The organism is Bosea sp. 29B, assembly GCF_902506165.1.
Classification (GTDB): Bacteria; Pseudomonadota; Alphaproteobacteria; order Rhizobiales; family Beijerinckiaceae; genus Allobosea.
Map to the genome: position 1 here is coordinate 2845404 of NZ_LR733817.1, position 20545 is coordinate 2865948.

Below are 20545 nucleotides of genomic sequence, written 5' to 3' on the forward strand. Positions count from 1 at the left end.
GGAACATCGCCATGACGAAACGTCTCGAAGGCAAGGTCGCGATCGTCGCCGGCGCGGGCTCGATCGGCCCGGGCTGGGGCAATGGCAAGGCGACGGCGACGGTGTTCGCCCGCGAGGGCGCCAGGGTGGTCTGCGCCGACCGCAATCTCGACGCTGCCCAGGAGACCGCGAACATCATCGCCAGCGAAGGCGGCGAGGCCTTCGCGATCCGCACCGATGTCACCAGCGAGGACGATCTGCGTGCCCTCGTCGAGGCGACGCTCTCCCGCTATGGCCGCATCGACGTGCTCGACAACAATGTCGGCATCGCCGAGGTCGGCAGCGTCGTCGATCTGCCGCTGGAGACCTGGGAGCGCGTCTTCAAGGTCAATCTGACCGGCTGCTTCCTGGCGATGAAGCACGTCATCCCGGTGATGCAGCGCCAGTTCACTGAAGGCGGGCAGGGCGGCTCGATCATCAACATCTCCTCGATCGCCTCGATCCGCCACACCGGCGTGCCCTATGCCAGCTATGGCGCCAGCAAGGCGGCGATGAACCAGCTCACCCGCACGACGGCCGCCCAGTACGCTCCGCAGAAGATCCGCGTGAACGCGGTGCTGCCCGGGCTGATGAAGACGCCGATGGTCGAGCATTCGGCCGGGCTCGCCCAGACCTATGGCAAGGGCGACGTCGCGGCGATGTGGGCCAAGCGCGATTCGCAGGTTCCGATGGGCCATATGGGCGAGGCCTGGGACGTCGCCTGGGCAGCGCTCTTCCTCGCCAGCGACGAAGCGCGCTATGTCACCGGCATCGAGCTTCCAGTCGATGGCGGAGTGACCCTGCAATATGGCGCCTGAACAACCCGAGAATCCCGCCCCGCCTGCGCGGCCTTGCCCGATCTGCGGCAAGCCGGCCGTGCAGCGCTTCAAGCCGTTCTGCTCGGCCCGCTGCTCCGACATCGACCTCGGCCGCTGGCTCAAGGGCAATTACGTGATTCCAGGCGAGCCGCTGGACGAGACCGAGGAAGCGCCGACGCGGCGCGACGAGGACGTCTGACATGGAAAGGCCCGGCGTTTCCCTTTCGGGAGGACGCCGGGCCATTCGCTGACCGGCCGCGCGACGGGTCAGGACTATCCGGAGGGCGCCAGCGCCCGAATTCCGCCTCCCGCGCGATCGAACTGCCGGTACATCCGCGGCGTGCTCGATATCGGCGGCAGGCACGGCGCCATCGCTGGCACCGCCGCATCAACCCGACTATCGCGCTTTGGTTCCCGGGCTTGTCAGGATCTGCGTTGCCGCGCTCGCAGCCAGCCTGGGCTGACGCGCCATTCGCGCCGAGCCGCAGCAAAAAGGGCCGTCTCGGCCCGGATTTTCATCCCCTTGCCGGTCAGGTCGAAATTTTCCCACCGGCAGGATCGTTTGTCGGCTGGACAGCCCGTGCCCAGCCCTCTATATCGCCTCCCACCAACCGAAGCGCAGCGCGCTTCGCAGGAATGCCCAGGTAGCTCAGTTGGTAGAGCATGCGACTGAAAATCGCAGTGTCGCTGGTTCGATTCCAGCCCTGGGCACCATTCTTTCAATGAAATCAGCCGACTACGCGCTCCGATTTGGAGCGTTAGCGCTGCCGCGTTTCCCGTCTTGAACCGAGGTAGCCTGAACTTGGCGACACAGCCATCTGCACCAGCTATCCTAAGCTATATTGATGAATGAGGCATCAAGTTCTGGTTGATAATGCGATCATGAAGCGTTGAGGGCAGCCAGATGGATGGTACCCGGAAGAAAGGTGCCTTCGGTGGTAAAGCGGATTGCGCTCGGAAATCTCGCGACGGATCAGATGGATGAGCCCATCACGGAGTTGGTGATCTCATCGGGAGCTCTTGCATTTCGGCCGGTAGGCACTTTTCTGATGGCCATCCTCGGCTTTGCAGCGCTTACGGAGGTGTACAATTCCGGCCCCGCAAGTCGTTGGGCACTTGATGATACGGCAATACTGGATGCGCATGCTTGCGGTCTACGCCTTGAAGTTGCGCCAGCTCTTCTGGCTGCGAGCATGACCTCAAATGGGTGGCCTGAGAGAATATCTTTCAGAAGCGCGCTGTTGCCGCCACCCGATGAACCATCTCAACTCAAGCTTGGCGCGCTAGAGCATTTTTTGTTTGGGTTGAGCCAAGGGTTGCTGACAAGTTTCTATGAAGATAATCGGAAGTCTGTTGAAGATACCTATGGAAAGTTCTCTTCCGGGTGGCCAACGGCGTGGTCTTTTGGCCGTGTAGTCCGGAACGCGCTTTCTCATGGCGGGCGTCTCGAAATCCGCGGGCCATTGCACGTGAGTTGGAAGCAACTCTCTTACACGCAGGCAGATCACGGCCGGCGTATTATCAACAGTGATATCTGGCCGGGCGATCTAATAATCCTGCTGACAGAGATGGAAGCACAGTTGCCTGGTGCGACTCGAACATCGTGACTTAATATAGTTGCACGACACCACACCAACCCTCACCGCCCGCTCGCCGGCGTCGCCGGGCGCGCCGGATCGGGTGCTAGCGGCGCGGTGTGGTGCCCGGGCAGCACCACTGTGTTGCCGGCGGCATAGAGGAAGCAGGAGCCGACCGCCCCGTCGCGTGCCGGGTCGTCGTTGCAGACCTTCAGGGCCTCGGTCTCGGCCGCGAAGGCGCTGGCCGCCCCGGTCTTGATGAAGATGCGGCCGAGCGGATGGATCGCCATCGCCTTCGGCTCGCGGGCCCGGCTATAGCCCACGATGTCCGCTTCCTTGCGCCGCTCCGCCGTGATCGTCGGGATCCGCCCGGGATCATAGGGCCCGTCATGGCGCAGCCGCTCCATATCCCGCCGCGGCCATGCACCGCCGGGCTGCGGCGCGCGGATCGTGTCGTTCACGGCGAACAGGACACAGGGCTCCCCGTTGCGAAGCTGGCAGCGCTCCAGGGCCAGTTCCTCGGCCGCCGCGGCCGAGGAGGCGTCGAACTGGCGGAAATTCCTCTGCTGCCCGGGCGCCACGGCGAAGGCGCGGTGCTGGCGGCTCTCCCGATAGGCCTCTAAGGCGCGAACTTGTGCATCCAGACGCGCTCGCGGGACCGGCTGCACCAAAGCTAGCACGCTCAGCAGCAGCGCCTCGCGCCCCTCCGGCGTTGCCGGATCGAGTGCCGTCGCGCTGTTCGCGTCGGGGCGGCGCAGCTCGGGCGAGCGATTGCGTTCCATCTCCTCCAGCCGGTTGCGCGCCAGCGAGGCGAAGACGCCGCTCGGGAAGCGCGCCAGATAGGCGCGCAGATCGGCCGGGTTGCGGCTGCTGCGCACGCTTTCCCAGAACACCGTCTCGGCGCCGGGTGACGAGGCGCCAGGGGGAGCGGAAGTGGCCGCAGCGGGCGGGGCGGCGGCCACTGGAGCCGGCGCCGATGCGGCCGCGGCGCGGAAATAGAAGCTGCCCTCCAGCGCCGAGTTCTCCCAGGGCACCTGGCGCCCCTGCGTCGCCTCGCGGACCTCGCGCCTGACCTCGGCCATGAGCTGGCGGATCTCCAGCCCCGGCGTCTCGATCCGCTTCAGCAGCGCGGTGGTGAAGGGGCTGTTCCGCCCGCGACCGTCATCGGCCACCGTGCCCGGCGCGGTGGCGAAGGCGAGCAGCGTGCCGACCGTGGCGCTCGCCTGGCCGAGCCCGGATGCAGCCGGCGCGCCGCGACCCGAGGCCTGCAGGCGCTTGCGGAAGGGATTGTCGCGGCAGGCATCGAGCACGAGGATCGAGAGCCGCGCCGCGCCGTCGAGCTGTTCGAGCACGCTGTCGAGGTCGAGTGCCTCGAAGCGCAAATCGCGGTCGCTGCGGATCTCCGCGGGCGCCGGCAGGAGCCAGTTGCGCCCGGACGCCTCGAGCCCGTGGCCGGCGAAGAAGAAGAACGCCGCATCGGCGCCGCGGGCGCGCTGGCCGAGGCGCCTGACCCCCGCTTCCAGCGCGAGCCGATCGGGGTCGACCAACGTTTCCGTCTCGAAGCCGAGGCGATCGAGCACCGCGCCGAGGTCCCGCGCATCGTTCGGTGGGTTGGCGAGCGCGGGCACGTTGCGATAGCCGCCGACGCCGACGATCAGGGCGACACGGCGCTCTTGCTGCGCGAGGGCGCCGGAGGCGGCGAGAAGCAATCCGAAGACGAGCACGAGCAGCCGGCGCTCGGCCCTCCGGCAGCGCCACAGTCCCGTCAGCCCATTGCCGAACCGCATGGCGCGACCCCAGCTCGCAACCTTTGCGCCAGAGTCGCATTTCGGCAGGCAGGTCGCAACACGCGATGTCCTAGGCTGTCAGGACAGGCGTCTGTCCTGCAGCTCGACTATGCGCTCGATCATCTCCCGGTGCTCGGCCAGCAGCTCCTGCAGCGGACCGATCGGCCGGAACGCCCGCTGGTCCTGCTCCTCATCGCCTTGCTCGGCCCAGGCGGCGATCGCCTCGTCAGCGGCGGCGAGATGGTCGGCAGACAGAGCAGGCAGCGGCACGGAGCCTGCTTCCTCGGCGAGGCGCCTCGCGATCTGATGGCGCAGCTCTTCCTCGCGTTGGAGCATCGGCTCGAGCGGGTCGGTATAGGGCATCTGTCGAACCTGACTTCGTTCCGGCACTCTGGGGCGCGAAGGCCGTTGGGGGCAATACCGCGCTTCCTCGCGCGTTCACACCCTACTGACAACCGCCGTGGGAACGTGTCTTTCGGCTGTGAAATCAGTCCATTGAGGCAAAATACTCACCTCGCGCGCCATGGCGCGCGTCGCGGATTCTGTTGACGGGGCGCCTTCAGCCTTGCTTCGGCCGCCCGAATCTCCCGTCATTTCTCATCACAGAATTGCCTTCTTTCTTAAGCAAAGGCGCCCATCCTTCCGACTGCCGATCCCGCGCTCTCCCCCTTAGCAAGGCGGACCATGACGATGTGGTTTCGACCATGACGATGCCTGTCTTCATCACGGCATGGGCGCTCGGTATCGCGCTGCTCGCCGGAAATCCGCCGAGCGCTGCCAGGGCCGATCAGCTCGCGGCGCGGACCCGCGGGCCGGCGTCGCCGCCACCGGCATTCCTCGACTTCTGCGCCAGGAACCCGGTGGAATGCCGCCGGTCCGGCGCTCTGACGCGGCAGGTTGTGTTGACGCCGGAACGCCAGCGCGACCTGCAGGAGGTCAATGCGCGGGTGAACTCCGCGATATCGGAAATCTCCGACCGGGAGCATCATGGCCGCGAGGATGTCTGGAGCATCCCGTCCGACGGGCAGGGCGATTGCGAGGATTTCGCGCTGTTGAAGCGCAAGCAACTGATCGAGCGGGGCTGGCCGTCATCGGCCCTGCTGATCGCAGTCGTCGGCACGCCGGCCGGCGAGGGACACGCGGTGCTGATGGCGACCACCTCCGAGGGGGATCTCGTTCTCGACAACAAGACCTCCCGCCTGCTGCCCTGGACGCAGACCGGGTATCTGTTCTTCACCCGCATGTCGCAGTCCAATCCCCGTGCCTGGGAAGCGATCGATGGCGGCAATATTGCCGTGACTGCCGCGACGCGGCGTCCGTATCGGCCCTGAGGGGAGCGGCCGCCGCGAAGACCTGTTCTGCGAAGCCGGGACATCGGAGGACTTGCTTGTCTCGGTGCCCGGCTCCTTGCCGAGGCTGGGATCGTTGTGCGTGCTGGAGGGCGCATGATCCGATCAGGCTGCGGACCAGCCTGATCGGGTACAAGCCTGGCCTCAACGGCTGAGACCGCCGCCACCATGGCCGCCGCCGCCGTTGCCGCCGTTACCGCCGCCATTGCCACCGCCGTGGCCTCCGCCGCCACCATTGCCGCCGTTGCCACCACCGCCGTTACCGCCGTGGCCTCCGCCGCCGTTACCTCCGCCGCCACTGCCGCCGCCGCCGTTGCCGCCGTTACCGCCGCCATTGCCACCGCCACCGCCGTGGCCTCCGCCGCCGCCATTGCCGCCGTTGCCACCACCGCCGTTACCGCCGTGGCCTCCGCCGCCGTTACCTCCGCCGCCACTGCCGCCGCCGCCGTTGCCTCCGCCGCCATGGCCACCGCCACCGCCGTGTCCGCCACCGCCATGGCCTCCGCCGCCATTGCCTCCGTTACCGCCGCCGCCGTGGCCACCATTGCCGCCGTTGCCGCCGTTGCCGCCGCCATGGCCGCCGCCACCGTGACCGCCGTCGCCATGACCTCCGCCACCTCCGTGACCACCGCCGCTGTGGCCACCGCCACCGTGCCCGCTACCGCCGTGGCCGCCGCTACCGTGTCCGCCACCTCCGTGGCCACCGCCGCCGTGACCGCCGCCACCACCGTGGCCGCCACCGCCACCATGGCCACCGCCGCCGCCATGACCGCCGTTATGACCACCGCCACTACCGTGGCCGCCACCGCCACCATTCCCGCCGCCGTGACCACCGCCACCACCGTGGCCGCCACCGCCACCATGGCCACCGCCGCCAGGACCGCCGCTGCCGCCACCGCCGCCGCCGCTACCGCCGCCACTGCCACCGCTGCCGCCGCTGCCGCCGCCGCCACCGCTGCCGCCACCGCTGCCGCTACCTCCGCTACCTCCGCTGCCGCCACCGCTACCGCCACTGCCACCGCTGCCGCCGCCGCTGCCACCGCCACCGCCACCGCTGCCGCCGCCGCTACCGCTGCCGCCGCCGCTGCCGCCGCCGCCACTGCCACCGCTGCCGTTGCTTGCCGAACCGCTTCCCGATCCGCCGCTGCCGGAGTTGCCATCTCCACTGCCGGCCGAGCCGTTATTTCCGTTGCGGCCATTGCCTCCGGAGTTCGAATCGCTGCTTGGCCCTCCGGACGACAAGGCTCCCGTCGTCAATGGCGGGCACATCCAGTACTGGCTGCCGCCCTGCTGAATCAGCGTGCAGGCGGCATTGGGAGCGCGCGTGCGCCTGCCATTGGCGGAAACGGCGCTGTAGTATTGGATATTGCCGGCGTTGGCGCCCTGGGGTGCGGGTGCCGGCGTGCCGATCGACGCGGTGGTCCGTGGCGGGCACGTCCACAACAGGTCGCGGTCATATTGCACGATGATGCAATCCCGGCTCGGCGCGCGCGTTCTGCGGCCGTTCGGGGATGTGGCGTTGTAGTATTGTACGCCACCGGCATCCGCCAGGGTCGGTCCTGCTCCCGAGGCTGCACTTTGGCGGAACGGGTTGTCGCGTGCCGCCGAATTGCATTCCCAAAGCCAATTGTCTCTGATGAGCTTGCGGTCGCAGCCGCTGCGGGGCTGCGGCGTCGGGCTGCCGTTGACCGTGAAGCCCTCATGGTACTCCGGCCATGAGCCGGCCCCTTGGGCATAAGCAAAGGTCGACGTGGTCGCGAGAAGTCCCGCAATAACGATTTTGCTCTGCAGGTATCGCATGACGTGCCTCCCGCCCGGGCGGTCTAGTGGCCGCTCAGCGCAAAAAAGAGATGTATTCGGGATGGCTTGTTCCAGATGAACACAGCCAGGCCGGCGCGTTAAGCAATAGCATGCGGTATTGGCTTGATTTTATTCTATTCGAGTGAAAGCTTTAGGTCGCTCGAACTAATCCGATAGGATTACTGCCGGGCAAGGCTGCCGAACGGAAGGCGAGAGATGATGACGTATTGGAAATGGCTGGTGCCGGCACTGGCCGCAGTGCTGCTCGCCCATCCGGCGCTCGCCCAGATCGGCACGCCGGGCAATGCGCCGCTGACCCCGGGCGGTCCGAGCCAGGGCCTGGGCCCGCCCTCGATCTTCGATAACCAGCCCGATATCAGGCTGCACGCGCCAGGTGCCGGCGGCATCCCCGGCGCCGGTCCGCCGGTCGACTATGGCGGCACGCCGCGGGGCGCGCCGCGCTCGTCGAACCCGATCTATATGCCGCGCTACGGGTCGGCGAGCGATCCTGCGCTGCGCAGTGTCGGTACAGCCTATTGCAGGACGTCGCGCCGGAGCTGTGCCGCGCCAAATCGACTTCGGGCCGGTGCGGTCTGCTCCTGCCGCCTGCCGAACGGTGCGCGACAGCGCGGGCGCGTCGTCCGCTGACCTGACTCAGCGCCGGGCCACCGCCCTGACCACGCCGTTCTTGCCGCCGCCGCCGCAATAGAAGCGGTCGCCGCCTGCTTCCATGCCAGCGACGAAGGTGCCTTCCGGCATGCGCATGGCGTCGAGCATCTCGCCGCTTTCGGGGTCGACCCGGCGGATTTCGCTTTCTTCGTTCTCCCAGGTCGCGTGCCAGAGCTCGCCATCGCTCCAGGTCACGCCGGTGACGAAGCGGTTGGACTGCAGCGTGCGCAGCACCTTGCCGGTCTGCGGATCGATCTGGTGGATCTGGCGCTCGCGATAATGCCCGACCCAGAGCGTGCCCTCCGCCCAGGCGAGGCCGGAATCGCCGCCGCCGGCCGGCGCCGGAATGGTCGAGAGCACCTTTCCGCTATCCGGATCGATCTTCTGGATGCGGTCCTCGGCGATCTGATAGAGATGCTTGCCGTCGAAGGCGGTGCCGGCATGGGCGGGGATGTCGAGGCTGCGGGTCGTCTCGCCGCTCTCCGGATCGAGCGCATTGAGCTTGTCGCCCGAGGCGAACCAGACTTGTCTGCCGTCATAGCTGACGCCGTGCACGGCCTCGATGCCGGGGAAGGGGCCGTATTCGCGGACGATCCTGGCTGTCCTGGTCATGAGAATATCTCCTCTGTTCGGTTGGACCGCCACAGGGTCTAGCCATCCGGCAACGGGGCCGGGAGTAACAAGGCTGTCGGGAAACCCGGCACCGGCGGCGTCAGCCAGCGCCGCGCCCGCGCCTTGCCGAAGGACTGGATCTTGCCGGTCTGCGCCAGCGTCTCGAGCGCGCGCTGCATGTTGCGCTGGCTGGTGCCGAGCGCCAGCGCCAGCGCCGAGCTCGACCAGGCCTCGCCATCGGCGAGGAGGGCGAGCACGTCGGCATGCGCCTCTTCCAGCGGCTGCGCCAGCACCGCGACCTCGCGCGCCCGGTGCGGCGTCAGGGCAAAGCCGCGCTGGGTCGCGCTGATCTCGGCGATCCCGTGCAATTCGGCGCGCAGCCGCCCGATCTCGACCCGCAGGCGGGCGCGATGCGATTCATCCGCCTCCTTCGCCCGGAAGGCTCGTTTCAGCAGGTCTTCGCGCGAGACATCCGCCGGCCAGGCCTCGGCGAGGGCGCGGGCGAGGGCGAACAGCACCGGGCGGGTGGCGAGCGGCACGGCCGTGCCCGCCTCGCGTATCACATTGCGGCAGGCGTCGACGACGAAGGCGCCGGAGGCGAGCAGCGCTGCGACCTCGCCCAGCAGCAGCGGGCGCTCCGTGCCGTGGAGGATCAATCGCGCCGCCGGGGCCTCGAGTACGCGCGCGGCGGCCTCGACCTCGGCCGCCAATGCCGGGATGCGGGCGCGCCCGGCCGCCTCCGCCGCCCGCGCAAACGCCGCGCGAGCCGGCTCCGCCTGCAGCCGTCTGAGCGCGATGCCGCCGATCGCGAGCGCGCGCGCCGCCTCCAGCGCCGGCGGCAGCGGGCTCTCGTCGAAACCGGCGAGCACGCGCTCGGCCTCGCCGAGCCGGCCGATCAGGAGCAGCCGACGCACCTCGATCGTGCGGGCATGGGCGGCGTTGAGGCGGTCGCCATAGGCTTCGAGCACGGCGCGCGCCGCATCGAGCGCCTTGGCCGGCCAGCCGAGATCGCGCGAGACCAGGGCGATTTCAGCCTCGGCCAGGATGCAGCGCGCCCGCGCCACCGGCTCCTTCGCGCCAAAGCCCTGGCCGGCGCGCTTGAGCAGCGTCTTGGCCCTGGCGAGGTCACCGAGCTGCGCCATGGCGATGCCGCGCAGCGCCAGCGCCGGCGCATCCTCGCGCAGCGCGACATGGTTGAGCGCCCCGAACGGATCGCCCGCCGCCAGCGCCCGCCCGGCCGCCGTGATCAGCGAGTCCATGGCTTAGATCACGATGATTTTGGATCGATTCGATCCAAAATCATCGTGATCGATTCCAAAAGTTTAGAGCGGGATTCCTGCGAAAAACCGGTTCCCACTTTTTCGCATCCCGCTCCAGCCCGAAATCCCGCCAAACTTGTCACTCCCGCTTCCTGTCGCCCCGGGCCTACCCCTGATCGCGACGCCGCATCGCGAAACGGCGAGCGGCGAATGTCAACCGAAGACAGGAGCAAGCATCATGACGGCTCATCTCACCGGCTCCCGGGAGGACTGGCTCAAGGCGAGGTTAGACCTGCTCGCGGCCGAGAAGGCACTGACCAAGCAGAGCGATGCCGTGGCGCTGCAGCGCCAGGCTCTGCCTTGGGTCAGGGTCGACAAGGACTATCGCTTTACCACCGAAGCGGGGCAGGTCGGGCTCGAGGATCTCTTCGCCGGACGCTCGCAGCTCCTGATCTACCACTTCATGTTCGGGCCGGATTTTTCCGCCGGCTGCCCGTCCTGCTCACTGATCGCCGACGGCTTCAACGGCATCCATATCCATCTCGCCAGCCATGACGTGACGCTGACCGCCGTGTCGCTGGCCTCGCTCGACAAGCTCGTCGCCTTCAAGCGGCGCATGGGCTGGAGTTTCCCCTGGGCCTCCTCCGCGACGGGCGATTTCAACTTCGACTTCAGCGCCTCCTTCACGGAGGAGCAGGAGCGGCGGGGCGCGGTCGACTACAATTTCCAGCGCGAGCCGCAGATCGACTGGAGCAGCAACGGCATCGTCTCCGCGCTCGCCGTGCAGAGCGGCACGACGCCGGGAGGCTATATGCGCGAGCGGCCCGGGATGAGCGCCTTCATCCGCGAGGACGGCGCGATCTACCACACCTATTCCAGCTATGCCCGCGGCATGGACGCGATCTGGAGCATGTATCCCTGGCTCGATCGCGCCCCGAAGGGCCGCAATGAGCCCGCCGGGCCCTGGTGGCGCCTCCGCGACGCCTATCCCGCATCGGCAGCCGCGACGGCGCAATCATGCTGTGCCTGAGCCCCCGGGCACAGACTGATCGCGGGGCGCCGGACATTATGTCCGGCGTCTCCGTCGCCGATGCCGGCCGCGTCTTCCTCGCTGTCTGCATCCTCCTGTTCATCGCCAGCACGGCTGCGACCGTCGCGATCTGCCTCGCCATGGCCGATATGGGCGAGGTGCCGATGGCCGGTGGCTGGTCGATGTCGACGGCCTGGACGCCGCTCTGCGGCGGCTCCTGGCCCGCTGCCGCCGGGGCTTTCCTCGGCATGTGGGCGGTCATGATGACCGCGATGATGCTGCCCTCGCTCACGCCGGTGCTCTGGCGGCTCCGGGAGGGCGCAGCTGCAGCGGATGTCGCTCGCCCGAGTCTCTTCACCGCATGGGCCGGCCTTGCCTACCTCCTTGTCTGGACCGGGCTTGGCCTGGCGGTTTTCACCGGCGGCGTTCTCCTGCTGGAGGCTGCGCTGCGCTGGCCGCTTCTGGCTCGCGCCGTGCCGTTCATGGCCGGTTTTGCGGTGATCGCCGCTGGCCTCTTCCAGCTGTCCCGCTGGAAGCTGGCCATGCTCGCTCATTGCTCGGACGTCGCCGGGCAAGATATCGGCGCGGCGACCGCGATCGGGCACGGGCTGCGGCTCGGCCTTGCCTGCTGCGCCTCCTGTGCCGGGCTGACCGCGCTGCTGCTCGTCGGCGGCGTGATGGACCTGCGCAGCATGGCCGTCGTCGCACTGGCGGCCACCGCCGAACGGCTCGCATCGGCCGGGGAGCGAGTCGCCCGCGGCATCGGCGGCCTGATGCTCGGCGCGGGCGCGGTCCAGCTGATGCAGGCGCTCTGGCAACTCTGAGCCGGGCCGGTGCGCGGCCGCCATGCCTGCCATGCATTTTTGCATCTGCTCAGAAACGCGCCACGCAGTGCCGCGATGCCTCGCTCTGGCCTATACAGGTCGCAGGCGATCCACGGGTCGGGTCGCACGCAAAAATTGTACGGTTCACGAGGAGACGCACATGACGCTCAAAGCCCAGTTTCTGATCGGAGCGGCGTTCGCCACGGCGATGTTTGCCGGGGCGCCGGCACGCGCCGACATCACCATCGGCCTGCTCGCTCCGCTGACCGGTGCGGTCGCGGCCTATGGCGAGCAGGTCAAGAACGGCGCCCAGGCCGCCGTCGACGCGATCAACAAGAAGGGCGGCATCGGCGGCGAGAAGGTCGTCCTGAAGCTTGCCGACGATGCTGGCGACCCGAAGCAGGGCGTCTCGGCGGCCAACCTGCTGGTCGGCGACAAGGTCCGCTTCGTCGTTGGTCCGGTGACCTCGGGCGTCGCCATGGCGGCCTCCGACGTCTTCGCCGAGAGCGGCGTTCTGATGGTGACGCCGACCGCGACCTCGCCGGCCCTGACCAGCCGCGGCCTCGGCAACGTCTTCCGCACCTGCGGCCGCGACGACCAGCAGGCCGAGGTCGCAGCTGCTTATGTCCTGAAGAACCTGAAGAGCAAGAAGGTCGCCATCGTCCACGACAAGGGCACCTATGGCAAAGGCCTCGCCGATTCCTTCAAGAAGGGCATCAATGCCGGCGGCATCACCGAAGTCGCCTATCTCACGCTGAACCCGGGCGACAAGGATCTGGCGGCCGTGATCACCCGGCTGAAGTCGGGCGGTGCCGAGCTGATCTATTTCGGCGGCTACCATCCCGAGGGCGGCCTTCTCGCCCGCCAGCTGCACGATGCCGGCGTCAAGGCGACGATCATCGGCGGCGAGGGCCTGTCCAACACCGAGCTCTGGGCGATCGGCGGCGACACCGCGGCCGGCACGCTCTTCACCAACGCGACCGACGCGCTGAAGAACCCGGCCTCGGCCGAGGCGGTGGCGGTGCTGAAGGAGAAGGGCATCCCGCCGGAGGCCTTCACGCTCAACGCGTACGCCGCCGTCGAAGTGCTGAAGGCCGGCATCGAGAAGGTCGGCAAGGACGCCAAGGCCGATGCGGTCGCCAGGGCCCTGAAGGCTGGCCTCGAGGCCAAGACCGCGATCGGCACCCTGACCTATGGCAAGACCGGCGATCTGAGCTCGCCGAGCTTCTCGATGTACAAGTGGGAAGCCGGCAAGATCGTCGCCGCCGACTGACGAACGTGCCTCGAGAGGCAAGGGAAGGGGCCTGCGGCATGCCGCGGGCCCTTTTTCGTCTTCCCGTCATTGCGAGCGCAGCGAAGCAATCCAGGAGGGCGTAGAGCGCTGCCGCCCCGGGATTGCTTCGTCGCTAACGCTTCTCGCAATGACGGTGCGCTCCCCTGAACGCGCCGTTCGGAAACCGTTCAGGTGGCGGAAGCTTTGGTGCGAGCGACCGAACGGGAAGTGCCCATGCCAGTCGCCGATGCCTTCGCTGCCGCCAAGCCCCACACCAGGCCATCTCTGATCGCGATTCGGCGCGAGGCGGACGGCTATGGCATCCGCTTCGGCCTGAGCGAGGCCGAGGATGCGCAGATGCCGGGCCCGGTCTTCCCGACGCTCGACGAGGCGATGGCCTGGATCGAGTGCATCGATCGTACTCGTAGCTATTGAAACGGCCCGGATCGAGGCAATCTGCGGGATGTCTGTCGATCGCTTGTCCTGACGGCTTGTCAAAGCGGGTCGCGATCGGGCATAGAGCCTTCCAACGGAGACGTGGCCGAGAGGCTGAAGGCACTCGTTTGCTAAATGAGCATACCCCACAAGGGTATCGAGGGTTCGAATCCCTCCGTCTCCGCCATTATCCCTATCTATCTGAGAAATAATATCTTTTCCCGACCGTGACTCGCGGGTTTGGGGAATTATTTGGGGGCGGAGAGCGTCTCTGCCATATGCGCATAAGCGATCATCAATCGCCTGCATCGCGGCGGCGCATTGCTTTGAGCCGGCCGATTAGCTGACGCGCGCCCATCAGGATGTGCTGTTCGAGGTGATCCTTGGCACGCTGGACATCGCCCTCCCGGCACAACGCGAGCAGAAGCTCATGCTCGCGGTGCATCCGGTCCCTGCCGCCCGTCAGCCGGATCGGAAGCGGGAAATGGCGGTAGGCATTCAGGTAGAGCTTGCGGATGAGTTCCAGGGTCTGCGGACGGTTGGCCGGCGCGTAGAGTGCCGAATGGAAATTCCAGTTCAAGCTCGACCAATGCTCGTCCTTCTGGTCCTTGGCCATCGTGGCTAGAAGCTCTTCGGCCCGTGCATAATCATGCTGCGTCAGCAGCGGCATCGACAGCTCGAGCAGCCAGGTCTCGAGACGGGCGCGGATCTCGTAGACCTCTTCGAGGTCGTCGATCGAAAGGCCTGATACGACGGCACCCTTATGCGATTCCAAGGTGACGAGGCCTTCGGCCTCGAGCTGGTGCAAGGCTTCCCGAATCGGAACGCGGCTGACGCCCAGCTCGGAAGCAAGCTTCTCCTGCCGAAGCTGCATCCCCTCTGGCAGGACACCCGAGAGGATCTGATCGCGTATCAAGGCGGCGACACGCCCGGTGGTCGTCTGTCGCTGCAGCATCGATGTCTTTTTCGACAGAATGGTTTCCGGCATTCCAAAGCATACTCGTAAGCAACCGAGCTGGAGCGATTGCTGCCCCGCCGATCCACGGATTTCCATAGGTTGGAAACAGGAGGTTAGCATTCACGTCAGATTGCATCCAGACGAAATCGGCGCTTCGCATCTGAAATAGACAGATAAATCGTGTCGTCCTGCCCTATTGCGCGCGCTTCAAAGCCATCGTAAGAAAAATTGGATTCAATATTCAAAGTGCCCGGAACCGACTGTGATCGCCATCAGCAACAATGAAGGAGCCTGCGGGATCGCGGCAACGGCCATGGCGCTCGGCCGCAACGCGGCCGCGCTGGATGCGATCGAAGCCGGCATCCGGCTGGTCGAGGCGAGCGAGGAGGTCCGCACCGTCGGGCGGGGTGGCTGGCCGAATCTGCTCGGTGAGGTCGAGCTCGACGCCTCCGTGATGGACGGCACAACCCTGCGGACCGGCGCCATCGGCTCGCTGATCGGCTATCTTCACCCGGTCAGCATCGCGCGCCAGGTCCTGGAAAGGCTGCCGCATGAGCTTCTGGTCGGCGAAGGCGCGCGCCGCTTCGCCACGGAGATCGGCGCTGAGGCCGGCGAATTGCTGATGCCGCACGCCCGCGATGCCTGGGAGCGCTGGTTCCGCGACGAGGTCGGCGAGGCCGATCGGGCGCGCTGGCCAGACGTTCCGATGGCGGAGCTGTGCAAGCAGGCGATCGACCCCGAGATCGGCCGCGATACCACCGTCTTCCTGGCGCGCGATGCGCAGGGCCATATCGGCGCGGGCACGAGCACGTCGGGCTGGGGCTGGAAATATCCCGGCCGCCTCGGCGATAGCCCGATCATCGGGGCCGGCTCCTATGCCGACAGCCGCTACGGCGCCTGCGCCTGCACCGGCGTCGGGGAGATGAGCATCCGCGCCGGCACCTCTCGCGCCGTCGTGCTCTACATGAAGATGGGCATGAGCGTCGAAGAAGCGGTGCTCGAGGCCGTTGACGACATGCGTGCACTCAAGGGCGGGCTGATCGGCCGGGTCACGATCCACGCCATCGACGCCGCCGATGGCCACAAGGTCATCGCGGTCAATGGTCTGCCCGAGAACCATTACTGGCTCTGGCGCGCCGGCGAGGCCGCTCCGAGCAGCCAGCCCTGCGAGATCGTCACGATCAGCGAGGATGCCGCTCCGAAGCCCACGGCCCACCTTCGCTACGAGCGTATGGCCCTGTGATCGGCCGCTTCTGCCCCTCAGTCCGGAGAATGACGATGACATCGCTCAGCAAGCTGACCCTCGCGGCGTTCGCCGGCGTGTTGCTGACAGGCGCTGCAGCGCAGGCGCAGGGCACACTCGAGCGGGTCAAGCAGCGCGGGCAACTCCTCTGCGGCACCAGCACCGGTATCGCCGGCTTCAGCATCGCGGACGGCCAGGGCAACTGGTCGGGGCTCGACGTCGATGTCTGCCGGGCGCTCTCGGCTGCGATCTTTGACGACCCGGGCAAGATCAGGTTCGTTCCGCTCGCCAGCAAGGATCGTCTTACCGCGCTCCAGACCGGTGAGATCGACGTTTTGCCGCGTACCACCACCTGGACGCTGAGTCGCGATGCCGGCCAGGGGCTGAACTTCACCGCGGTGAACTATTACGACGGCCAGGGCTTCCAGGTCCGCGCCAAGGCCGGGATCAAGTCGGTCAAGGAACTCGATGGCGCCTCGATCTGCACCGTGCAGGGCACGACCAACGAGCTGAACCTGGCCGACCACTTCCGCGTCAACAAGATGAAGTATGAGGTCGTGGCGTTCCAGGGCATCGACGAGACCGTCAAGGCCTATGAGAGCGGCCGCTGCGACGCGATCTCGACCGACATATCCCAGCTCGTGTCCTATCGCCTAAAGATGGCCGATGCGGCTGAGCACGTCCTGCTGCCCGAGATCATCTCGAAGGAGCCGATCGGCCCGTATGTCCGCCAGGGCGACGACGAGTGGTTCGACATCGTGCGCTGGACCGTCTTCGCCCTCATCAATGCCGAGGAGCTGGGCGTGACCCAGGGCAACCTCGCGGAGATGCTGAAATCCGACAATCCCGAGGTGCGCCGCCTTCTCGGTGTCGAGGGCAAGTTCGGGGCGGGATTGGGCCTGACGCCGGATTGGATCGCCCGGATCGTCAGGCATGTCGGCAATTACGGCGAGTCCTATGAGCACAATCTCGGCTCCGGGAGCCGGATCAACCTGCCGCGTGGACTGAACAACCTGTGGTCCAGGGGCGGCATCCAGTTCGCCCCGCCGGTCCGCTGACCGCATCGATATGCCCGACAAGGAGAGTTGAGCCGTGAACAGCGTGGCCTTCGCCGCAGCACCCGTCCCGCGGACGGATCTCTTCGCCGCCGATCCCGACGGCATCGGCCACCAGACGCTGGCCAGCGTCGGTGCGCTCTTTCCGATCAAGCAGCGGCGTTGCTATCTGAACAACGCCTCGATCGGCGGGCTGTCGCTGCCCGTTATCGCAGGCGTGGAGCGCTTCCTGGCGAATGTCCGCGACAATGGCCGCAACGACTATCCGCGCTGGTGCGAGCATACCGACACTGCGATCAAGGATCGCGTCGCCCGCCTGATCGGCGCACGGCGTTCGGAGATCGCCTTCGTCAAGAACACCACGGAAGGATTGGTCAACGTCGCCAACGGGCTCGACTGGAGGGAAGGCGACAACCTGATCCTGCCCGATATCGAGTACCCTTCGAACGTCTATTGCTGGATGAAGCTCGCCAAGCGTGGCGTCTCGATCCGCTGGGTGAAGAACCGCGACGGCCGCATCCTCGTCGACGACATCCGCGCCCTGATCGACAGCCGCACCCGCCTGGTCTCGATCAGCGCCGTCCAGTTCTCGAACGGCTTCCGCCACGATATCGAGGCGACCGCGGCGCTGTGCCATGAGAAGGGCGTTCTGCTCAATCTCGACGCGATCCAGTGGGCCGGCGTACTCGCCATCGATGTCGAGCGGCTCGGCGTGCATTTCATGTCCGTCGGCGGCCACAAGTGGATGCTGGCGCCGATCGGCACCGGCTTCTTCTATTGCCGCCGCGATGCGCTGGACCTGCTCGACCCGCCGAGTGTCGGCTATCATAGCGTCGGCAAGCATGAAGCCCATATGGACTATGAGCTGAGCTACCGGCCCGATGCCGGCCGCTTCGAGGAAGCTCTGGTCAATTTCCCGGGCATCTGGGGCCTCGACGCCGCGGTCCGCCTGCAGCTGCAGCTGACGCCGGTCGCGATCGAGGCCCACATCCTCGGCCTGAACGCCCACGCCGCCGAGGAACTGCGCCGGCGCGGCTACGAGATCGTCAGCCCGTTCGGCGAAGGCGAGCGCTCCGGCAACCTGTCCTTCCGCCATCCGACCCGGCCCGGCGAGGAGATCGAGGCCCGCTTGAAGGAGGCGGGCATCGACCTCGCCATGCGTGGCGGCCGCATGCGGATCTCGCCCTCCTACTACAACGACATCGCCGAGATCGACCGCCTGATCGCGGCGCTGCCGGCGGCCTGAAGCAACCAGAACAGGGGAACCAGCATGACCATTTCCCGTCGCTCATTCTCGCAGGCAGCGCTCGGTGCCGCTGTCTTCGGCCTGCTGCCTGGCTTTGCCGGCTCGGGCCTCGCGCAGACGCCCAAGAAGGGCGGCACGCTGCGCTACGGCACGGTCACGGAGGTGACCAATCTCGATCCGCACGTCTATGGCGGCAACGCCTGGCGCGTCCTCATCGAGGCGCTGTACAGCCCGCTGGTCGGCTACGACGCCAAGGGCGCGATCGTGCCGCGCCTCGCCGAGCGCTGGGAGCAGCCGGACTCCAAGACCATCATCTTCCATCTGCGGGCCGGTACGACCTTCCATGACGGCGCGCCGATGACCGCCGAGGACGTCAAGTTCTCGCTGGACCGTATCATCGATGCGAAGAGCGCAGCCACCCTGCGCACCAATCTGCTCGGCGCGACCGTCACGATCATCGATGCCAAGACCGTGAAGGTGGAGAAGCCGGAGCCGGACGCGACGCTGCTGTCGATCATGGCCCTGCCGGAAGCCGCCATCGTCTCGCGCAAATGGATCGAGAACGGCGCCAATGTGAAGGCGTCGGCCAACGGCACCGGCCCCTTCGTGCTGAAGCAATACGAACCGCTGGTGCGCGCGGTGCTGGAGAAGAACCCGGCCTATTTCGTCTCCGGGGAGCCTTATCTCAACGGCGTCGAGGTGCGGATGATCAAGAGCGACGACGCGCGCGTCAACGCGCTGCGCAGCAGCTCGCTCGACATGATCGACTTCATGCCGTGGAAGGATATCGACATGCTCGGCCGCATGCCGAACTTCAAGGTCGATTCCAGCGGCGGCGCCTTCATGAACATCTGGTTCAACGCCACCCGCAAGCCGTTCGACGACCCGAAGGTTCGGCAGGCCATCGCCTATGCGGTCGATCGCGAGGCGATCTCGAAAGCCGCCTTCTTCGGCCACGGCTCGCCGATCTACGGGCCGCCGACGCCGTCCGATGCGCCGTTCTACAACAAGGAGCTGGATGGCCGTTTCAAGCGTGACCCGGCCAAGGCGAAGCAGCTGCTGGCGCAGGCCGGCCACGACAAGGGGCTCGAGATCGAGCTGATCGTCTTCCAGGGGCTCGGCATCTACACCACCACGGCGCAGGTCATCCAGGCGAACCTGAAGGAGATCGGCGTCACCGTGAACATCCGGCTGGTCGAATGGGCCAATCTGATGGAACGGAAGAACGCGGCCAATTACGACGCCATGCTCTACGGCGTCTCGATGAAGCTGCCGGACCCGGACGCCTACGCCTACTATTTCGGCGCGGATTCCACCTATTGGGCCAAGCCGATCGGCTATCGCGACGAGGCGCTGGAAAAGCTGCTCGCCGAGGGCCGCGCTACTGCCGAGGAGGCGAAGCGCAAGGCGATCTACGCCAAGGTCGAGGAGCGCCTGCTGGAGACCAGCCCTTGGGTGTTCGTGAACTATCGCGAGCAGGCTCAGGCCTATCGCCGCAACGTCAAGGGCTACCAGCATCTGTCGGGCGCGCTGAACGAGAGCAGCACCGGCATCTCGCTGCCCACGATGTGGATCGACTGAGGCCGCAAGGAGCGAGGCCGCCGGTTCGCCGGCGCCTCGCGATCGGGTGAGGAATGTTGAAGTTCATCGGAAGCAGACTGGCCTCCGCGCTGCTGACGCTCGTTCTCGCGAGCATCGTCGTCTTTGCGTCGATTCATCTGCTGCCGGGCGATCCGGTCGTGATGCTGCTCGGCGAGCAGGCGGGCGCCGACCCGGAGGCCGTGGCGCGCGTGACGCGCGAGCTCGGCCTCGACCGGCCGCTGCATGCGCAGTTCCTGTCCTGGGCCGGCAATCTGCTGCAGGGCAATCTCGGGGTTTCGCTGCGCAACGGCGAGCCGGTGCTCGGTGAACTGCTGCGCCGGATTCCCCGCAGTCTCGAACTGATCGCGGGCGGGTTGCTCGTCGCGGTCGCGTTCGGCTTGCCGCTCGGCGTCATTGCGGCGCGGGACCGCGGCAGGCTGCCGGGCATGGTCGCCTCGGTGATCGCGGTCGCCGGCTTCTCCGCCCCGGTCTTCGTCTCGGGCATCCTGCTGGTGCTGATCTTTAGCCTCTGGCTCAATCTCCTGCCGTCCTCCGGCTATGTCGCCTTCGCCGAGGATCCGTTGCTGCACCTTTCCTGCCTCGTGCTGCCTTCGCTTGCGATCGGCATCAACTTCATGGGCGTGGTGGCACGCATGACGCGGGCCAGCCTCATCGACAGCATGGCCAAGGACTATGTCCGGCTCGCCCGCGCCAAGGGGCTCTCGCGCGGCAAGGCGATGACGCTCCACGCCCTTCCGAACGCACTCGTGCCGGTCATCGCCATCATCGGCATCCGCGCCGGAAACCTGCTTGGCGGCACGGTCATCGTCGAGGCGCTGTTCGACTGGCCGGGGCTGAGCTCGCTGCTCGTCAGCGCCTCCTTCGCCCGCGACTATTCGCTGATGCAGGGCAGCCTTCTGGCGATCTTCGCGATCTTCATCCTGATCAGCCTGCTGATCGACCTGGCGCAGGGCCTGGTCGATCCGCGCGTCGGAACCGGAGGCTGAGTCG

At 66.9% G+C, this 20545-nt stretch carries 20 protein-coding genes and 2 tRNA genes; 17 read left to right on the plus strand and 5 right to left on the minus strand.

Annotated elements, in window-relative coordinates:
• Nucleotides 1–11: 11 nt before the first annotated feature.
• The 4 genes from GV161_RS13935 to GV161_RS13950 all read left to right on the plus strand — a co-directional run bounded on the left by GV161_RS13935 (nt 12) and on the right by GV161_RS13950 (nt 2443).
• The gene (locus GV161_RS13935) at nt 12–836 is read left to right on the plus strand and encodes a glucose 1-dehydrogenase (RefSeq protein ID WP_152012608.1); all 825 of its coding nucleotides are present in this window, start codon (nt 12–14) and stop codon (nt 834–836) included.
• Nucleotides 826–1035, plus strand: a complete 210-nt coding sequence (gene yacG / locus GV161_RS13940) for a DNA gyrase inhibitor YacG (protein WP_152012607.1) — start codon at nt 826–828, stop codon at nt 1033–1035. Before GV161_RS13935 ends, yacG begins: the two co-directional genes overlap by 11 nt.
• A 439-nt stretch (nt 1036–1474) precedes the next feature.
• Nucleotides 1475–1550, plus strand: a tRNA-Phe gene (locus GV161_RS13945).
• 263 nt (nt 1551–1813) lie between these two features.
• Nucleotides 1814–2443 (plus strand): hypothetical protein, encoded by a 630-nt coding sequence (locus GV161_RS13950; protein ID WP_152012606.1) that lies wholly within the window; start codon nt 1814–1816, stop codon nt 2441–2443.
• Nucleotides 2444–2475: 32 nt separating this feature from the next.
• Here GV161_RS13950 and GV161_RS13955 read toward each other — a convergent pair whose 3' ends face one another.
• Nucleotides 2476–4200 carry a caspase family protein gene (locus tag GV161_RS13955; protein ID WP_152012605.1) on the minus strand — a complete coding sequence of 575 codons (1725 nt, stop codon included), beginning with the start codon at nt 4198–4200 and terminating at the stop codon, nt 2476–2478.
• 78 nt (nt 4201–4278) lie between these two features.
• The gene (locus tag GV161_RS13960; protein WP_152012604.1) at nt 4279–4563 is read right to left on the minus strand and encodes a hypothetical protein; all 285 of its coding nucleotides are present in this window, start codon (nt 4561–4563) and stop codon (nt 4279–4281) included.
• 341 nt (nt 4564–4904) lie between these two features.
• Here GV161_RS13960 and GV161_RS13965 point away from each other — a divergent pair, with 341 nt between their 5' ends.
• The 3 genes from GV161_RS13965 (at nt 4905) to GV161_RS13975 (ending at nt 7997) form a co-directional block, all read left to right on the plus strand.
• The gene (locus GV161_RS13965; protein ID WP_152012603.1) at nt 4905–5531 is read left to right on the plus strand and encodes a transglutaminase-like cysteine peptidase; all 627 of its coding nucleotides are present in this window, start codon (nt 4905–4907) and stop codon (nt 5529–5531) included.
• Nucleotides 5532–5717: 186 nt separating this feature from the next.
• Nucleotides 5718–7268, plus strand: a complete 1551-nt coding sequence (locus GV161_RS31335) for a hypothetical protein (RefSeq protein WP_201304692.1) — start codon at nt 5718–5720, stop codon at nt 7266–7268.
• A gap of 297 nt (nt 7269–7565) precedes the next feature.
• Nucleotides 7566–7997: a hypothetical protein gene (locus GV161_RS13975; protein ID WP_152012602.1), complete on the plus strand. Its 432-nt coding sequence runs from the start codon at nt 7566–7568 to the stop codon at nt 7995–7997.
• A gap of 6 nt (nt 7998–8003) precedes the next feature.
• Here the strand turns inward: GV161_RS13975 and GV161_RS13980 are convergent, their stop codons facing one another.
• Both GV161_RS13980 and GV161_RS13985 read right to left on the minus strand, forming a co-directional pair.
• Nucleotides 8004–8630 carry a glutaminyl-peptide cyclotransferase gene (locus tag GV161_RS13980; protein ID WP_152012601.1) on the minus strand — a complete coding sequence of 209 codons (627 nt, stop codon included), beginning with the start codon at nt 8628–8630 and terminating at the stop codon, nt 8004–8006.
• A 38-nt stretch (nt 8631–8668) separates the two neighbouring features.
• Complete coding sequence (locus tag GV161_RS13985) at nt 8669–9889, minus strand: helix-turn-helix domain-containing protein (protein ID WP_152012600.1); 1221 nt, start codon at nt 9887–9889, stop codon at nt 8669–8671.
• Between the two features lie 238 nt (nt 9890–10127).
• On the opposite strand from GV161_RS13985, the gene GV161_RS13990 reads away from it, so the two are divergent.
• From GV161_RS13990 to GV161_RS14010, 5 genes are all read left to right on the plus strand, one after another.
• On the plus strand, nt 10128–10919 hold the full coding sequence (locus tag GV161_RS13990; RefSeq protein WP_152012599.1) for a DUF899 domain-containing protein: 792 nt from the start codon (nt 10128–10130) through the stop codon (nt 10917–10919).
• 38 nt (nt 10920–10957) lie between these two features.
• Nucleotides 10958–11743 (plus strand): DUF2182 domain-containing protein, encoded by a 786-nt coding sequence (locus GV161_RS13995; RefSeq protein ID WP_152012598.1) that lies wholly within the window; start codon nt 10958–10960, stop codon nt 11741–11743.
• 208 nt (nt 11744–11951) lie between these two features.
• Nucleotides 11952–13016, plus strand: a complete 1065-nt coding sequence (locus tag GV161_RS14000) for a branched-chain amino acid ABC transporter substrate-binding protein (RefSeq protein WP_244623913.1) — start codon at nt 11952–11954, stop codon at nt 13014–13016.
• A 234-nt stretch (nt 13017–13250) separates the two neighbouring features.
• Nucleotides 13251–13451 (plus strand): hypothetical protein, encoded by a 201-nt coding sequence (locus tag GV161_RS14005; protein ID WP_152012596.1) that lies wholly within the window; start codon nt 13251–13253, stop codon nt 13449–13451.
• 96 nt (nt 13452–13547) lie between these two features.
• Nucleotides 13548–13638, plus strand: a tRNA-Ser gene (locus tag GV161_RS14010).
• 108 nt (nt 13639–13746) lie between these two features.
• Here GV161_RS14010 and GV161_RS14015 read toward each other — a convergent pair.
• Complete coding sequence (locus GV161_RS14015) at nt 13747–14439, minus strand: GntR family transcriptional regulator (RefSeq protein WP_159650259.1); 693 nt, start codon at nt 14437–14439, stop codon at nt 13747–13749.
• Nucleotides 14440–14671: 232 nt separating this feature from the next.
• On the opposite strand from GV161_RS14015, the gene GV161_RS14020 reads away from it, so the two are divergent.
• The 5 genes from GV161_RS14020 to GV161_RS14040 are packed head-to-tail and all read left to right on the plus strand — an operon-like array spanning nt 14672 to nt 20541.
• The gene (locus tag GV161_RS14020; RefSeq protein ID WP_152012594.1) at nt 14672–15652 is read left to right on the plus strand and encodes a N(4)-(beta-N-acetylglucosaminyl)-L-asparaginase; all 981 of its coding nucleotides are present in this window, start codon (nt 14672–14674) and stop codon (nt 15650–15652) included.
• Nucleotides 15653–15687: 35 nt separating this feature from the next.
• Nucleotides 15688–16710 carry an amino acid ABC transporter substrate-binding protein gene (locus GV161_RS14025; RefSeq protein WP_152012593.1) on the plus strand — a complete coding sequence of 341 codons (1023 nt, stop codon included), beginning with the start codon at nt 15688–15690 and terminating at the stop codon, nt 16708–16710.
• A 34-nt stretch (nt 16711–16744) separates the two neighbouring features.
• On the plus strand, nt 16745–17953 hold the full coding sequence (locus tag GV161_RS14030) for an aminotransferase class V-fold PLP-dependent enzyme (RefSeq protein WP_152012592.1): 1209 nt from the start codon (nt 16745–16747) through the stop codon (nt 17951–17953).
• Nucleotides 17954–17977: 24 nt separating this feature from the next.
• Entirely contained in the window at nt 17978–19534 is a 1557-nt protein-coding gene (locus GV161_RS14035; protein ID WP_152012591.1) for an ABC transporter substrate-binding protein, read from the plus strand.
• A 53-nt stretch (nt 19535–19587) separates the two neighbouring features.
• Nucleotides 19588–20541 (plus strand): ABC transporter permease, encoded by a 954-nt coding sequence (locus tag GV161_RS14040; protein ID WP_152012590.1) that lies wholly within the window; start codon nt 19588–19590, stop codon nt 20539–20541.
• The last annotated feature ends 4 nt before the right edge of the window (nt 20542–20545 follow it).

Excerpts from the sequence above, each read along its gene's own strand:
- GV161_RS13935 (WP_152012608.1), top strand. The coding sequence starts at position 12 with ATGACGAAACGTCTCGAAGGCAAGGTCGCGATCGTCGCCGGCGCGGGC.
- yacG (WP_152012607.1), top strand. The coding sequence starts at position 826 with ATGGCGCCTGAACAACCCGAGAATCCCGCCCCGCCTGCGCGGCCTTGC.
- GV161_RS13950 (WP_152012606.1), top strand. The coding sequence starts at position 1,814 with ATGGATGAGCCCATCACGGAGTTGGTGATCTCATCGGGAGCTCTTGCA.
- GV161_RS13955 (WP_152012605.1), bottom strand. The coding sequence starts at position 4,200 with ATGCGGTTCGGCAATGGGCTGACGGGACTGTGGCGCTGCCGGAGGGCC.
- GV161_RS13960 (WP_152012604.1), bottom strand. The coding sequence starts at position 4,563 with ATGCCCTATACCGACCCGCTCGAGCCGATGCTCCAACGCGAGGAAGAG.
- GV161_RS13965 (WP_152012603.1), top strand. The coding sequence starts at position 4,905 with ATGACGATGCCTGTCTTCATCACGGCATGGGCGCTCGGTATCGCGCTG.
- GV161_RS31335 (WP_201304692.1), top strand. The coding sequence starts at position 5,718 with ATGGCCGCCGCCGCCGTTGCCGCCGTTACCGCCGCCATTGCCACCGCC.
- GV161_RS13975 (WP_152012602.1), top strand. The coding sequence starts at position 7,566 with ATGATGACGTATTGGAAATGGCTGGTGCCGGCACTGGCCGCAGTGCTG.
- GV161_RS13980 (WP_152012601.1), bottom strand. The coding sequence starts at position 8,630 with ATGACCAGGACAGCCAGGATCGTCCGCGAATACGGCCCCTTCCCCGGC.
- GV161_RS13985 (WP_152012600.1), bottom strand. The coding sequence starts at position 9,889 with ATGGACTCGCTGATCACGGCGGCCGGGCGGGCGCTGGCGGCGGGCGAT.
- GV161_RS13990 (WP_152012599.1), top strand. The coding sequence starts at position 10,128 with ATGACGGCTCATCTCACCGGCTCCCGGGAGGACTGGCTCAAGGCGAGG.
- GV161_RS13995 (WP_152012598.1), top strand. The coding sequence starts at position 10,958 with ATGTCCGGCGTCTCCGTCGCCGATGCCGGCCGCGTCTTCCTCGCTGTC.
- GV161_RS14000 (WP_244623913.1), top strand. The coding sequence starts at position 11,952 with ATGTTTGCCGGGGCGCCGGCACGCGCCGACATCACCATCGGCCTGCTC.
- GV161_RS14005 (WP_152012596.1), top strand. The coding sequence starts at position 13,251 with ATGCCAGTCGCCGATGCCTTCGCTGCCGCCAAGCCCCACACCAGGCCA.
- GV161_RS14015 (WP_159650259.1), bottom strand. The coding sequence starts at position 14,439 with ATGCCGGAAACCATTCTGTCGAAAAAGACATCGATGCTGCAGCGACAG.
- GV161_RS14025 (WP_152012593.1), top strand. The coding sequence starts at position 15,688 with ATGACATCGCTCAGCAAGCTGACCCTCGCGGCGTTCGCCGGCGTGTTG.
- GV161_RS14035 (WP_152012591.1), top strand. The coding sequence starts at position 17,978 with ATGACCATTTCCCGTCGCTCATTCTCGCAGGCAGCGCTCGGTGCCGCT.
- GV161_RS14040 (WP_152012590.1), top strand. The coding sequence starts at position 19,588 with ATGTTGAAGTTCATCGGAAGCAGACTGGCCTCCGCGCTGCTGACGCTC.